The following is a 12,910-nucleotide window of genomic DNA, read 5'->3' as shown; positions in this document are numbered from 1 at the left end:
CACTACAACAGCCCGTTCACCAACTGGGCGTCACACGCGTGCAGTTCGAGCGCTCCAGCTTCCAGCTCCGCATACCGCCGAAAGAAAGACGGATACCGGGCCTTGGCCACCTCCTTCTTCATGGCCTTCAGCACGCCCCGCGCCCCCACCGCCCGGTCGATCGCGTCGATCATCTCCGGCTTCGGAATGCGCCGTCCCTGCTCCACCGCCGCGACCTGCGCCTCGCTGTACCCGACCAGTGCGCCCAACTGCGCCTGCGTGAGCCCCGCCGCCTCACGGAGCAGCTTCACCTGGCACCCGAAACACTGAAGGAAACCCCCACGGGAGTCATCCGGCTCCGCGCCCACGTTCATCCGCCGCGCCCCTTCGCATCCACTCAACCTCGCTCCGTGATCGGAGAGTAGAGCGGTGAGCGAGTCGCACGCAGCCCAATCGCATTCACTCAACGCGTACGTGTGCACACACTCCGTGCGATACCGTCCACGTAAACAAGTCGGCCCCCGCGACGGTTGCAGCCGTTCGCGAGGACCTGGACCACCAGTGGAAAAGGCTAGGACCTCCACCGTGATTTACCGGCACAATATCGCGCCCCCGCGCGCCTTCACCCAATTCTCGCACGACATCATCCGGCACCCCCGGCTGTCCTCCGACGCCGTCCGCCTCCTCACCTGGCAGCTGTCCCTCCCCGAGGGCGCCCGCGAGTCTCTCTCCCGTACTGCCGAACGAGCCCGCATCGGCGCCTGTGCCTTCGGCCGGGCCAAGCGGCAGCTCAAGGAGGAAGGGTTCGTGCACGAGCGTCGTGTGCAGGGGCCCGGCGGTCACTGGACGACTCAACAGCTCGTGTCCAGCACGCCGTTGAACGCCGCCGCGGCCGCCAAGCTGCTGGCCCAGGAGCCCGCCGTATCGCCGCAGGTCGTACCGAGTCCTCGTGAACCGGCCGCCGGTGAGCCGACTGCCCCGCCCACCGACGGTCATCCCAATCAAGACCCCGGTGAGAACACCTCCCACCAACCCCCCGAACCCCCCGAGCGGACGGCGTCGGCGGGCGACGAGGCCCACGCCCTCGTGGCCACCTTCCCCACCCTCTCCCCCGCCCTGCGCCACATCCCCCGCGCCATGCACGCCGAATTGGCCGCGATGACCGACCGCTGGCTCGCGGCTGGGCATCCACCCACAGCCGTGCGTACGCACATCCTGCGCGGCCTGCCCGACGACGGCACCCCGGTCCACCGCCCCGGCGGCCTGCTGCGGTACCTCCTTCGCGAGGTACCGCCCGTGCTGGAACCCCGCCCCGGTGCTTCCGGACCGCGACCCGCGCCCATGACCTCTCCCCGCCTGTCCGCTCTCCGCGAGTGCGAGGGCGACCATGTGCAGGCCACCCTCTTTCAGCCGGTCGGTGACGAGACACGCTGTATCCGCTGTACTCGCTGTACGGAAACCCCGCGCACCCCTACAGAACCCGGCCGTCTGGCCGTTCCCCCTGGTCAGGAGGGCCGACCGGCCGCGATCTTCGGTGCATGACCACTCCCGTCAACACCTTCGCCCTGCGCTTCTCCCCCACCCCTCGCGGCGCCCGGCTGGCCCGGCGGCTCGCCTCCCAGCAGATGGACGCCTGGGGCTGGACGTACGGCAGCCCGGTGCACGACACCGTCGAACTGATCGTCGCCGAGCTGGCCGCGAACGCCGTCACGCACGGCCGGGTGCCCGGACGGGATGCCGAGCTGCGGCTGCTGCCCCGACCCGACCTCGGACTCGTACGGATCGAGGTCGACGACGCCCGCGGGGAGCACCTGCCCCGGCCGACGAACGGCGATCCCGGTGAGGACGGCGGTCGCGGCCTGCTGCTGGTGGCCGCGCTCGCCGAAGACTGGGGAGTGTCCGAACGGGCCGGCGGGCCCGGGAAGACGGTGTGGGCGGTGGTCTCCGTCCGGACCGGTGCCGTTCACTTGCCCTCCTGCTCCACCTCGCCGCACATTTCTCGGACCTCCGTCAGCAACGCCGGATAGCCCTCGCCGTAAGTGCCGAGCGCGTGCCACACCGCGTCCAGGGCCGCGCGCAGTGGGTCGGGGTCGGCGGCGGCGGGGACGGCGGGGAGGGCGAAGTGCGGTTGGGAGATGCGGTCCGGTGCCCGTGGGACAACAGCGGGGTGCAGCACCGCGCCGAGGACGGGGCGCTCCAGCCCTGTCGGTATCTCATCGGGTTCCGCCGGTTCGAAGTGGCCCAGCAGGCGGCCCAGGCCCGGCCCGGACGGTGCCGACTTCGGTGCCGGTACCCAGCGGACTCCGGGGCTCGGCGCGGGCTGTGGCGGTTGGTACGGCTCCCGCTCCGGAGGTGTCGCCGCCCAGACCGACTTGTCGCGCGGCACCCGCGAGTCCGTGTGCAGCGCCTCCCACGACGCGGTCGGGTCGTCGAACGGCGGAGGCAGCGGGCGTTCCTCCGCCACCGCCGTGAGCGCCCGCGCGATCCACGGTACGTCCGTCAGACCCGCCGTCTCGCAGGCGCGGTGGGCGGCCCGTACCGCCACCCGGCGCTGGACGTCGGGTCCGGCCGCGTCCAGGGTGTGCACCAGGTCGGGGTCGAAGCGCAGCAGGCCGCGGACGTTGCCGCCCACGGCGCGCAGGGTGTCGCTCGGGAGCCGGCCGCCCCATTCCCAGCGCTCGCGGTGCAGGCGGCGCTTCTCGGCGGCGCGCGCTTCCGCTTCCTGGGCCCGGCGTTCGGCCTCGGCGCGCTGCTCGGGGGTGGGCGGCGGGGGGAGTTCGCGTGCGACGTCGTGCCAGTAGGCGGCGTGCGGTGAGGTCTGGCGGAGTACGCGGTCCGGGGCGGGCGGGGCGGGCCAGAACTGGAGGAGGTAGGTGTCGGCCGGTGGCTGTCCGGGCGAGCGGGTGTCCCGGTTACGGCCCTCGTCGAAGCCCCGGGCGCGGTAGCGCACCCGGTGGTCGGTCATCGGCAGGCCGAGGTCCCAGGCCGTGCCGCTGTCCTCCGGTGCCAGCAGGGTCTGTGCCGACATGGGACGGAAGGACGCCTCCACCGCCTCCTCCCACGCCGGGTCCAGGGCGGGTTCCTGCTCGTGCAGCTCGACCGTGAAACCGACGCTGCCCGTGTGCAGGCCGGTGATCAGCCAGAGGAAGCCGGGCGCGGCGGCCCCGCACAGTCCTTGGCTCTGGCCCGCGAACGCCTCGTCGCGCAGCGGGATCCGGCCGTCCGGATCGCTCTCCACGTAGGTCGTGCTGTACTCGACCCATACCTCGCCCCTGACCGCAGTACGCACCGCGCCCCCTCCCCTCGACCACTGCTCACAGCATGCCCGAGGCCACTGACAACGCGCGCAACGCGCCGGTGCCCGGCACCCCCGCCGAGGGGTGCCGGGCACCGGCGTTCAGCTCAAGAAGCTGCGGACAGCCTCAGTGGCTGTGGCCGTGGCTGTGGCCCGCGGCGGCCGGCTCTTCCTCTTCCTTCTTCTCGACGACCAGGGTCTCGGTCGTCAGGAGGAGGGAGGCGATGGACGCGGCGTTCTCCAGGGCGGAGCGGGTGACCTTCACCGGGTCGATGACGCCGGCCTTGACCAGGTCGCCGTACTCGCCGGTGGCGGCGTTGAAGCCCTGGCCCTTGTCGAGCTCGGCGACCTTGGAGGTGATGACGTAGCCCTCCAGGCCGGCGTTCTCGGCGATCCAGCGCAGCGGCTCGACGGCGGCGCGGCGGACCACCGCGACACCGGTGGCCTCGTCGCCGGTCTTGCCGAGGTTGCCCTCCAGCACCTTGACCGCGTGCACCAGGGCGGAGCCGCCACCGGAGACGATGCCCTCCTCGACCGCGGCGCGGGTCGCGGAGATGGCGTCCTCCAGACGGTGCTTGCGCTCCTTCAGCTCCACCTCGGTGGCGGCGCCGACCTTGATCACGCACACGCCGCCGGCCAGCTTGGCGAGGCGCTCCTGGAGCTTCTCGCGGTCCCAGTCGGAGTCCGTGGCCTCGATCTCGGCCTTGATCTGGTTGACGCGGCCCTCGACGTCGGCCTTCTCGCCGGCACCGTCGACGATGGTGGTGTCGTCCTTGGTGACGGTGATCCGGCGGGCGGTGCCGAGCACGTCCAGGCCGACCTGGTCGAGCTTGAGGCCGACCTCCTCGGAGATGACCGTGGCGCCGGTGAGGACCGCCATGTCCTGGAGCATCGCCTTGCGGCGGTCGCCGAAGCCGGGGGCCTTGACGGCCACCGCGTTGAACGTGCCGCGGATCTTGTTCACGACCAGGGTCGACAGGGCCTCGCCCTCGACGTCCTCGGCGATGATCAGCAGCGGCTTGGAGGAGTTGGCCTGGATGACCTTCTCCAGCAGCGGCAGCAGGTCCTGGATGGAGGAGATCTTGCCCTGGTTGATCAGGATGTAGGCGTCCTCCAGGACGGCCTCCATGCGCTCCTGGTCCGTCACGAAGTACGGCGACAGGTAGCCCTTGTCGAAGGCCATGCCCTCGGTGAAGTCCAGCTCCAGACCGAAGGTGTTGGACTCCTCGACGGTGATGACACCGTCCTTGCCGACCTTGTCCATCGCCTCGGCGATCAGCTCGCCGACCTGGCTGTCCTGGGCGGACAGCGCGGCGACCGCGGCGATGTCGGACTTCTCCTCGATCGGGCGGGCGGTGGCGAGGAGGTCGTCGGAGACCGCCTTGACGGCCGCGTCGATGCCCTTCTTGAGCAGCGCCGGGGAGGCACCCGCGGCGACGTTCTTCAGGCCCTCGCGGACCAGCGCCTGGGCCAGCACGGTGGCGGTGGTCGTACCGTCACCCGCGATGTCGTTGGTCTTGGTCGCCACCTCCTTCACCAGCTGGGCGCCGAGGTTCTCGTACGGGTCCTCGATCTCGACCTCGCGGGCGATCGTGACACCGTCGTTGGTGATGGTGGGGGCGCCGAACTTCTTGTCGATGACGACGTTGCGGCCCTTGGGGCCGATCGTCACCTTCACCGTGTCGGCGAGCTTGTTGACGCCGCGCTCGAGGGCGCGACGGGCGTCCTCGTCGAACTTCAGGATCTTCGCCATGGGAGCGTGAGCCCTCTTCCGGAAATTTTGGGGTTATACGGCACTGCGCCCCGGGCGCCCGGCTTCATAGTGGTGGCGGGGGCCAGGGGCGCAGCTGTCATGCGTGGTTCGAAGCCAGGTGCTTCGGGTGAACTACTTCTCGATGATCGCGAGCACGTCGCGGGCCGAGAGGACGAGGTACTCCTCGCCGTTGTACTTCACCTCGGTGCCGCCGTACTTGCTGTAGAGCACGACGTCGCCGACGGCGACATCGAGCGGAAGACGGTTGCCGTCCTCGAAGCGGCCCGGGCCAACAGCCAGGACGACGCCCTCCTGGGGCTTCTCCTTGGCGGTGTCCGGAATGACCAGGCCAGAGGCGGTGGTCTGCTCGGCGTCGAGCGGCTGGACCACAATGCGGTCCTCGAGCGGCTTGATGGCAACCTTGGAGCTGGTGGTCGTCACGATCCGACCTCCCCCTTCGGAGATCTCACGGGGTTAACTGTCTGAGGTGGCGACCAGGTGGATCCGTCGTCGCGGGTGCCGGACCTGCCCGTCGCGCAGCTGGCACTCTCCAGTGGGGAGTGCCAGACCTGAGACTATGACCGCGATTAGCACTCGGTCAAGCGGAGTGCCAATGCCGGCGGCGCGTCGGCGGGGATTCGCTGGTGACGCCGGTTCCTGAAGCGCGGTCGTCATCGGCCTGAACGGCCTCAGTCACCGCCGAAGTCACAGATAGTCCTCAAGCCGCCCCACCCGCAGCCCCCGCTCCTCGATCTCCCGCAGCACCCGCTCCGTACGGGCCGTCAATGACGGGCCCTTCGGGCGGTCGGGGTCGATGGCGATGATGTCGCCGGGGCGGAGGCGGGACTCGCCGTGGGTGAAGGTCAGGGTGCCGGCCGGGTCCGGTGCGGCGCGCCACAGGACGACCGCCGTGACACCGCAGTCGGCGGCCGCGCGCAGGGTGGCCGTGTCGTAGCGGCCGTAGGGCGGGCGGAACAGGCGGGGGCGGACGCCGAAGCGGGACTTCAGTTTGCGCTGCTGGCCGCAGATCTCGGCGCGCTGGCCGGCGTAGGGCAGGCCGGGCAGGGCGGGGTGGTCCAGGGTGTGGTTCTGGAGGCTCGCGCCGACCGCGCGGAGCTGGGCGAAGTGGCCGTACGCCGGTCCGGCCACCGTGTCGGTGAGGAACAGGGTGACCGGCAGCCGCCGGACGCGGACGAGGGCGGGGAAGCCGGGGTCGCGTTCGGCGCCGTCGTCGTAGGTGAGGAAGACGACGCGGTCGCGGGTGGGGACGTGGTCCAGGACGGGCGGCAGGTCGCCCGCCCCGCCCCCGGCCGTCCCTCCTCGGCCCGCCCCGCCCCCGCCCGCCCCTGGGCCGGCCGCGGGGGCGCCGGCCGGGGCGCAGGCGGTGAGCAAGGCGGCGACGGCCAGGGCGGCGGCCCAGGGAGCGGCCCAAGGAGCGGCCAAGGGGGCGCCGGCCGCCCCGGCCCGCCGGCGCCGCCTCACAGGTAGTCCTCCAGGCGGGCCACCGCGTACCCCTCGGCGGTGATCTTGTCCAGGAAGCGGCGGACCATGTCGGGCATGGTGCCGTCCCAGTCCTTGGTGCCCCGGAAGTGGGTGAGGACGATGTCGCCGCGGTGGATCTTCCGGTCCCACTCGCGGTAGTCCCAGTGGTCGACGAAGACCTCCTCGTTCCAGAGCGGGACGTGGGTGACGCCGCAGCTCTTGGCGGCGACCAGGGTGTCCTGGTTGTAGTTGCCGAAGGGCGGGCGGAAGACGGCGGGGCGTTTTCCGTACCGCTCGCGGATGACCTTCTGCATGCCACAGATCTCGTGCTTCTGCTCGGCGTAGGAGAGGCCGGGGAGGTACGGGTGGGTGAGGGTGTGGTTGTTCAGGGTGACGCCCCGGGCCTGCATCTTCTTGAAGTAGGCGTAGTCGTCCTTCACCAGGTAGTCGCTGAGGAAGGCGGTGTACGGGATCTTCAGGTCGCTCATCATCTTCAGGAAGCGGCGGTCCTTCTCGCCGCCGTCGTCGATGGTGAGGAAGACGATCTTCTCCTTGGTGGGGACCGTGGTGAAGACCGGCGGCAGGCCGCGTTCGGTGTGGTCGTCGACCTCGAAGCCGTCGCGGGTGGGGATCTCGGGTTTCTCGGCGGGGGGTGGGGGCGCCGACAGCGGGGCCCTCCGCAACCCCCAGCGCTTCGCCACGGCGTGCGCGGCGCGCAGCTTGGCGGCGTAGGCGTCCAGTGCGCGGGCCGGCGCCGCCTGGAGCGGCTGGCCGGCGGCGGGCCGTACCTCGGTGGAGTTCTGCGCACAGCCCTGGAGGCCGACGGCGACGACGGCGAGCACGGCGAGGCCGCCACGGACGCGCGTCTTCCGGAGGCGGGTACGAGAAGCCCGACTTTTGTCATTTTGTACTACTGCTCGCATGGTGCCGGATCTTCGCAGTCACCGGACCGCGCGCCCGCCCGACACGCGACCGGAGCCGGCCGGTCCACCGACTGGCCCACAATGGCCCGGTGAACGACCTCGACGCCCTCCTCGCCCTCGACACCCCCGCCGGCCGCGACCTCCTCGCCGAGGTGCGCGACACCGATCCGGCCGCGGAGCTGGCCGTCGCCACCCGGCTGCGCCGCGGCCACCCGGCCGACCTGGTGTCGGCGGCGCTCGGGCAGGCCCGGCTGCGGCAGCGGGCGGTGGCGAAGTTCGGGGCCGAGGACGCCGGGCGGATGTTCTTCACCCCGAACGGGGTCGAGCAGTCGACCCGGGCGAGTGTCGCCGCGTACCGCGCCCGGCGCTTCACCGAACTGGGCGTGACCTCCGTCGCCGACCTGTGCTGCGGGATCGGCGGGGACGCGATCGCGCTGGCCCGGGCGGGGATCCGGGTGCTGGCGGTGGACCGCGACCCGGCGACGGCCGCCGCGGCCCGCGCCAACGCCCGGGCGCTCGGGCTCGGCGACCTGATCGAGGTGCGGGAGGCGGATGTCCAGGAGGTGGCGACGGACGGGTACGACGCGGTCTTCGTCGACCCCGCCAGGCGGGGTGGGCGTTCAGGAGGGGCCGCGCGCAGCGCGTCGGTGAGGGGCGGCGGTCGGGCGACGGGTGGGCGGATCTTCGATCCCGAGGCGTACTCGCCGCCCCTGTCGTGGGCCGTCGCGGCGGCCCGTACGGCGGTCAGGGCGGCCGCGCTGAAGGTCGCGCCCGGCATTCCGCACGAGGCCGTGCCGGCGGGCGCGGAGGCCGAGTTCATCTCGGACGGCGGGGACGTGAAGGAGGCGGTGCTGTGGTTCGGCACCGAGCCGGGGGCGGTGCGGGCGACCCTGCTGCCGGGGCCGCGCACCCTGCTCTCCCGGCGGCTGCCCGACCCGGACGTCCGCACCCCCGGCCGGTACCTCTACGAACCGGACGGCGCCGTGGTCCGCGCCCATCTGGTCGCGGAGGTGGCCGACCAGGTCGGCGGCGGGCTGCTGGACGCGACGATCGCGTACGTCACGGCGGACGCACTGCGGCCGACGCCGTACGCCACCGCGTACGAGATCACCGACGTGCTGCCCTTCAACGTCAAGAAGCTGAAGGCGCTGCTGCGGGAGCGGGGGGTCGGGGTGCTGACCGTGAAGAAGCGGGGGTCGGCCGTCGAGCCGGAGGAGCTGCGGCGGAAGGTCAAACCGCAGGGGCCGAACTCCGCGACCGTGATCCTGACCCGGGTGGCGGGGGCGCCGACGATGCTGATCGGGCATCCGGTCCGTTAACGGCACTCCCCCGCGCGTCGCAGGAGCAGCTCGCGTTCCCGTTCGTTGCCGGTCAGGGACGCCGCCCGGGCGAACTCCGCGCGGGCCTCGGCCGTACGGCCCAGGCGGTGCAGCAGGTCGCCGCGGACGCTGGGCAGCAGGTGGTAGGCGCGCAGGGCGGGTTCGGCGGCCAGGGCGTCCACCAGTTCCAGGGCGGGGGCCGGACCCTCGGCCATCGAGACGGCGACCGCCCGGTTGAGTTCCACCACCGGGGACGGGACGCGGGCGGCGAGCAGGCCGTAGAGGGCGGCGATGCGCGGCCAGTCGGTCTCCTCGTAGCTGAACGCCTGGGCGTGGCAGGCGGCGATCGCGGCCTGGAGGACGTAGCGGCCCGGGGCGGTGGCGTCGGCGCGGGCCAGGGCGGTGAGGCCGCGGGTGATGAGCAGGCGGTTCCAGCGGCGCCGGTCCTGGTCCTTGAGCAGGACGGGTGCGCCGTCCGGGCCGGTGCGGGCGGCGGTGCGGGAGGACTGGAACTCCAGCAGGGCGGCGAGGCCGTGCACTTCGGGTTCTTTCGGCATCAGGGCGGACAGCACGCGGGCCAGCCGCAGGGCGTCCTCGCACAGGGCGGGGCGCAGCAGGTCGTCGCCGGCGGTGGCCGCGTATCCCTCGTTGAAGATCAGGTAGATGACGTCCAGGACCGAGCCGAGGCGGGCCTCGCGGTCGGGGCCGTACGGCACCTCGAAGGGGACGCCGCGGGTGGCGAGGGTGCGTTTGGCGCGGACGATGCGCTGCGCGACCGTGGCCTCGGGGACCAGGAAGGCGCGGGCGATCTCGGCGGTGGTCAGGCCGCCGAGCAGGCGCAGCGTGAGGGCGGTGCGGGCCTCGGCGGAGAGCACCGGGTGGCAGGCGGTGAAGACCAGGCGGAGCAGGTCGTCGTCGATGTCGTCGGGGTCGGACGGCTCCTCGGGCGGGGCCGCGTCGGTCAGGGTCCGGCCGATCTCGGCGAGCTTGCGGGCGTAGGTCTCCCGGCGGCGGACCAGGTCGACGGCGCGGCGGCGGGCGGTGGTCATGAGCCAGCCGCCCGGGTGGTCGGGGACGCCGTCCCGGGGCCACTGCTCCAGGGCGGCGACCAGGGCGTCCTGGGCGAGTTCCTCGGCGATCCCGAGGTCGCGGACGATACGGGCGGCGCCGGCGATGACGCGCGGGGACTCCAGCCGGAAGACCGTCTCGATGGCGGTCCGGGCGGTCCGGGCGGTCCGAGCGGGGGTGGCGGCGGGGGCGGCGGGGACGGACCGCGGTGACTGTGGTGGTTCCACAGCCCCCATGCAACACCGTGGGCCGCCCCCGGCCAACCGTCGCGTCAGTCGCCGACAGTCACTCGCCGGCGATCAGTCGCCGAGGATCTCCCGGACCTCACAGGTGATCGTCCAGTGCTCCTCGTGGGTCTTCAGGAACCGCTTGACCCACTCGACCGCCTCGGCCTGGTCCTTGGCCTGGAGCATCGCGTATCCGCCGATGACCTCCTTGGTCTCGGTGAACGGCCCGTCCGTGACGGAGAGCTGTCCGCCGGAGTAGTGGACCCGGGCGCCCTGGGCGGTGGGGGCCAGTCCGCCGTCGTCGAGGTGGACGCCGGCCTTCGTCATCTCCTCCATCAACTTGCCCATCCGCTCGATCAGTTCGGGGCTGGGACCCTCGGCGGGGGCGTTGACCTCGTCGATGCGGATCAGCGACAGGAAGCGGGGCATGGTGACTCCTCGGGTTCGGCGGCCGGGTTCCTTGTCCGGCCTCTCACCCTGTACGTCGATCGGCGGGCCGAGGGATCGACACGGTCACCGAAGTTTTCTTCACGGGGTCACCGCAGCGACTCCCACAGCTCGCTCGCCTCCGGCTCGTCGGCGACCACCCGGTTGATGTCGGACGGGGCCTGCACCACCGGCATCGTCACCGTCTTCACCTCGTCCGCCGCGAGCCCCCCGATGCTCTGGCCCAGGCTCATCAGCTCGCTCAGCGAGTCCAGCCCGGTGTCGGTGGTGAGGCTGCCGGTGACGGCGTCGGCGACGTCGTAGAGCTGGGCGGGGTCGGTGAGCAGGTCGGTGTCGGAGATCTGCTTCAGCAGCGCCTTGACCAGTTTCTGCTGGAGTTCGATCCGGGCCAGGTCGCTGCCGTCGGCCAGGCCGTGCCTGGTGCGGGCCAGCCCGAGGGCCTGGGCGCCGTCGAGGTGGTGGGTGCCCGCCTTCAGCGTCAGGTGGCTCTGCTCGTCGTCTATGTCCTCGTCGGTGGTGACGGTGACCCCGCCGAGGGCGTCCACCAGCTTGGCGAAGCCGGCGAAGTCGATCTCGATGTAGTGGTCCATGCGGACGTCCGTCATGGCCTCGACCGTCTTCACCGCGCACACCGGACCGCCCACCGCGTAGGCGGTGTTGAACATCACCTGGTACGCCTCCCGCGTCGATCCGCCGTCCGCCAGCGGGCAGGACGGGCGGGTGACGAGGGTGTCGCGCGGGATGCTGACGACGGTGGCGCTGGTGCGGCCGGCGTCGAGGTGGACCACCATCGCGGTGTCGGAGCGGGCGCCCTCGCTGTCGCCGCCGCCGAGTTCCTCGTTCTCCGCGCCGCTGCGCGAGTCCGAGCCGAGCACCAGGATGTTGAGCGGGCCGGTGTCCTGCGGGGCGGCGGACGCCGACGCGGACGGCGTGGGCGTGGCGCGGGCCGGGCGGTCGTCACCGAGCGCGCTGTTGATGTCGACGCCGGTGATGTTGTCGTTGAGGTGCCAGTAGACCCAGCCGGCCGCCGCGACGCCGAGGAGCAGGGCGCCCGCCAACGTGAGGCCGGCGGCCCTCAGCACTCTTGCCCGCCCGCCCATGTGTCCGCCCCTGTCCCCAGCCCCTGGGTTGTTCCCGTTTCAAGTGCCCGCAGGGAAGAACGTAAGTCCGAATTATTGCGGGCGGCGACAGAGGGCGGCCTTTTCTGCGGAGAATCTCAGACTTCAGGGGACGGGGCAGGACACCGACCAGGCGGATCGAAACTTTCGGTTCCGAACTCGACTGCTTCCGCTAAGCCGCCGTCGCCGGCGGAGCCGTACTGCTGCGCACCTCCAGGCTGGTCGCCAGCTCCACCCGGGTCGCCGCCGCGCTGCCGCCCTCCCGGCCGAGGTCGAGCACCAGCCGGACCGCGGCCTCGGCCATCTCCGTCAGGGGCTGCCGTACGGTCGTCAGCGGCGGCCCCACCCAGCGGGCCACCGGCAGGTCGTCGAAGCCGACCACGCTCAGGTCCTCCGGGACGCGCAGCCCCAGCTCCCGGGCGGCCTCGTACAGGCCGAGCGCCTGGAGGTCGTTGCCGGCGAAGACCGCGGTCGGCCGGTCGGGGCGGCGCAGCAGGTCCAGGCCCTGGCGGTAGCCGGTCTCGTGATGGAAGTCGCCGGTGCGGATCAGGGCCGGGTCGACGGGCAGCCCGGCGGTCTCCAGGGCGGCCCGGTAGCCGTCGATCCGGGCCCGGCTGCACATCATCCGGGTCGGTCCGCTGAGCGCGCCGATCCGGGTGTGGCCCAGTTCGACCAGGTGCCGGGTGGCGGCCAGTCCGCCCTGCCAGTTGGTGGCACCGATGGACGGCACGTCGGCCCCCGGGTCGCCCGCCGGGTCCATCACCACGAACGGGATGGAACGGCTGGTCAGCAGTGCCCGCTGGGACTCGTCGAGGCCGGACAGCACCAGCACCACCCCGTGCGGGCGGCGGGCGGCGACCTGGTCGGCCCAGGTCCGCCCGGGGGTCAGCCGGCCCGCGCTCTCGGAGAGCACGACGCTCAGGCCCGCGTCCCGCGCCACGTTCTCCACGCCCCGGATGACCTCCATCGCCCAGGCGCTCTCCAGTTCGTGGAAGACCAGGTCGATCAGCGGCGAGCGGGTGGCCTCGGCCCGCCGGCGCCGGTAGCCGTGGGCGCGCAGCAGCTCCTCCACCCGGGCCCGGGTGGCCGGGGCGACGTCGGCACGGCCGTTGAGCACCTTCGAAACAGTCGGCGCCGACACACCGGCCTCGCGGGCGATCTCGGCGAGGGTGGCGGTCCCCGAGGACCGTCCTCGCGTCCGGGTTTCAGCGGGCTGCGGGGATGTCATGGCGGCGATCGTATCCCTGCGGGCCCTCTTGACGAAGAGCGTGTGGGGCCATAGATTTCCGGAACATTCGC

Annotated in this window: 13 protein-coding genes; 3 read left to right on the top strand and 10 right to left on the bottom strand. The window is 72.2% G+C overall.

All coding sequences use genetic code 11. The features are described from left to right. Positions 1–2: 2 nt before the first annotated feature. Positions 3–290: a helix-turn-helix transcriptional regulator gene (locus ACTT8P_RS00550; RefSeq protein WP_442829450.1), complete on the bottom strand. Its 288-nt coding sequence runs from the start codon at positions 288–290 to the stop codon at positions 3–5. A 274-nt stretch (positions 291–564) separates the two neighbouring features. On the opposite strand from ACTT8P_RS00550, the gene ACTT8P_RS00545 reads away from it, so the two are divergent. Continuing rightward, positions 565–1,521: a hypothetical protein gene (locus ACTT8P_RS00545; RefSeq protein ID WP_442829449.1), complete on the top strand. Its 957-nt coding sequence runs from the start codon at positions 565–567 to the stop codon at positions 1,519–1,521. Next, positions 1,518–2,006: an ATP-binding protein gene (locus ACTT8P_RS00540; protein ID WP_442829448.1), complete on the top strand. Its 489-nt coding sequence runs from the start codon at positions 1,518–1,520 to the stop codon at positions 2,004–2,006. Before ACTT8P_RS00545 ends, ACTT8P_RS00540 begins: the two co-directional genes overlap by 4 nt. On the opposite strand, the gene ACTT8P_RS00535 is transcribed toward ACTT8P_RS00540, so the two are convergent. The 5 genes from ACTT8P_RS00535 to ACTT8P_RS00515 all read right to left on the bottom strand — a co-directional run bounded on the left by ACTT8P_RS00535 (position 1,943) and on the right by ACTT8P_RS00515 (position 7,432). Continuing rightward, positions 1,943–3,268, bottom strand: a complete 1,326-nt coding sequence (locus ACTT8P_RS00535; RefSeq protein WP_442829447.1) for a hypothetical protein — start codon at positions 3,266–3,268, stop codon at positions 1,943–1,945. The two genes, ACTT8P_RS00540 and ACTT8P_RS00535, sit on opposite strands and share 64 nt — an antisense overlap. Positions 3,269–3,401: 133 nt before the next feature. Next, complete coding sequence (groL, locus tag ACTT8P_RS00530; protein ID WP_442829446.1) at positions 3,402–5,027, bottom strand: chaperonin GroEL; 1,626 nt, start codon at positions 5,025–5,027, stop codon at positions 3,402–3,404. 132 nt (positions 5,028–5,159) lie between these two features. Further along, the gene (gene groES / locus ACTT8P_RS00525) at positions 5,160–5,468 is read right to left on the bottom strand and encodes a co-chaperone GroES (RefSeq protein ID WP_442829445.1); all 309 of its coding nucleotides are present in this window, start codon (positions 5,466–5,468) and stop codon (positions 5,160–5,162) included. Between the two features lie 264 nt (positions 5,469–5,732). Continuing rightward, positions 5,733–6,509 carry a polysaccharide deacetylase family protein gene (locus tag ACTT8P_RS00520; protein WP_442829444.1) on the bottom strand — a complete coding sequence of 259 codons (777 nt, stop codon included), beginning with the start codon at positions 6,507–6,509 and terminating at the stop codon, positions 5,733–5,735. Further along, positions 6,506–7,432, bottom strand: a complete 927-nt coding sequence (locus tag ACTT8P_RS00515; protein ID WP_442829443.1) for a polysaccharide deacetylase family protein — start codon at positions 7,430–7,432, stop codon at positions 6,506–6,508. The genes ACTT8P_RS00520 and ACTT8P_RS00515 overlap by 4 nt, the downstream gene beginning before the upstream one ends. Positions 7,433–7,521: 89 nt before the next feature. On the opposite strand from ACTT8P_RS00515, the gene ACTT8P_RS00510 reads away from it, so the two are divergent. Continuing rightward, positions 7,522–8,751, top strand: coding sequence for a class I SAM-dependent methyltransferase (locus ACTT8P_RS00510; protein ID WP_442829442.1), 1,230 nt, complete (start codon positions 7,522–7,524; stop codon positions 8,749–8,751). Here ACTT8P_RS00510 and ACTT8P_RS00505 read toward each other — a convergent pair. From ACTT8P_RS00505 to ACTT8P_RS00490, 4 genes are all read right to left on the bottom strand, one after another. Further along, entirely contained in the window at positions 8,748–9,962 is a 1,215-nt protein-coding gene (locus ACTT8P_RS00505; protein ID WP_442829596.1) for an RNA polymerase sigma factor, read from the bottom strand. The genes ACTT8P_RS00510 and ACTT8P_RS00505 overlap by 4 nt on opposite strands. A 156-nt stretch (positions 9,963–10,118) precedes the next feature. Continuing rightward, entirely contained in the window at positions 10,119–10,475 is a 357-nt protein-coding gene (locus tag ACTT8P_RS00500) for a YciI family protein (RefSeq protein WP_442829441.1), read from the bottom strand. 107 nt (positions 10,476–10,582) lie between these two features. Continuing rightward, on the bottom strand, positions 10,583–11,593 hold the full coding sequence (locus ACTT8P_RS00495; protein ID WP_442829440.1) for an LCP family protein: 1,011 nt from the start codon (positions 11,591–11,593) through the stop codon (positions 10,583–10,585). 190 nt (positions 11,594–11,783) lie between these two features. Then, a complete protein-coding gene (locus ACTT8P_RS00490) occupies positions 11,784–12,839 on the bottom strand; it encodes a LacI family DNA-binding transcriptional regulator (protein ID WP_442829439.1) in 1,056 nt (351 codons plus the stop codon). Positions 12,840–12,910: the final 71 nt, after the last annotated feature.

It is taken from the genome of Streptomyces sp. JW3, assembly GCF_052216785.1.
GTDB lineage: Bacteria > Actinomycetota > Actinomycetes > Streptomycetales > Streptomycetaceae > Streptomyces.
The sequence above is the reverse complement of the archived record's forward strand: the minus strand, read 5'-3'. Positions and strand labels throughout refer to the sequence as shown.

Coding starts and splice junctions, on each gene's coding strand:
- ACTT8P_RS00540 (WP_442829448.1), top strand. CDS start 1,518: ATGACCACTCCCGTCAACACCTTCGCCCTGCGCTTCTCCCCCACCCCT.
- groL (WP_442829446.1), bottom strand. CDS start 5,027: ATGGCGAAGATCCTGAAGTTCGACGAGGACGCCCGTCGCGCCCTCGAG.
- ACTT8P_RS00515 (WP_442829443.1), bottom strand. CDS start 7,432: ATGCGAGCAGTAGTACAAAATGACAAAAGTCGGGCTTCTCGTACCCGC.
- ACTT8P_RS00500 (WP_442829441.1), bottom strand. CDS start 10,475: ATGCCCCGCTTCCTGTCGCTGATCCGCATCGACGAGGTCAACGCCCCC.
- ACTT8P_RS00495 (WP_442829440.1), bottom strand. CDS start 11,593: ATGGGCGGGCGGGCAAGAGTGCTGAGGGCCGCCGGCCTCACGTTGGCG.
- ACTT8P_RS00490 (WP_442829439.1), bottom strand. CDS start 12,839: ATGACATCCCCGCAGCCCGCTGAAACCCGGACGCGAGGACGGTCCTCG.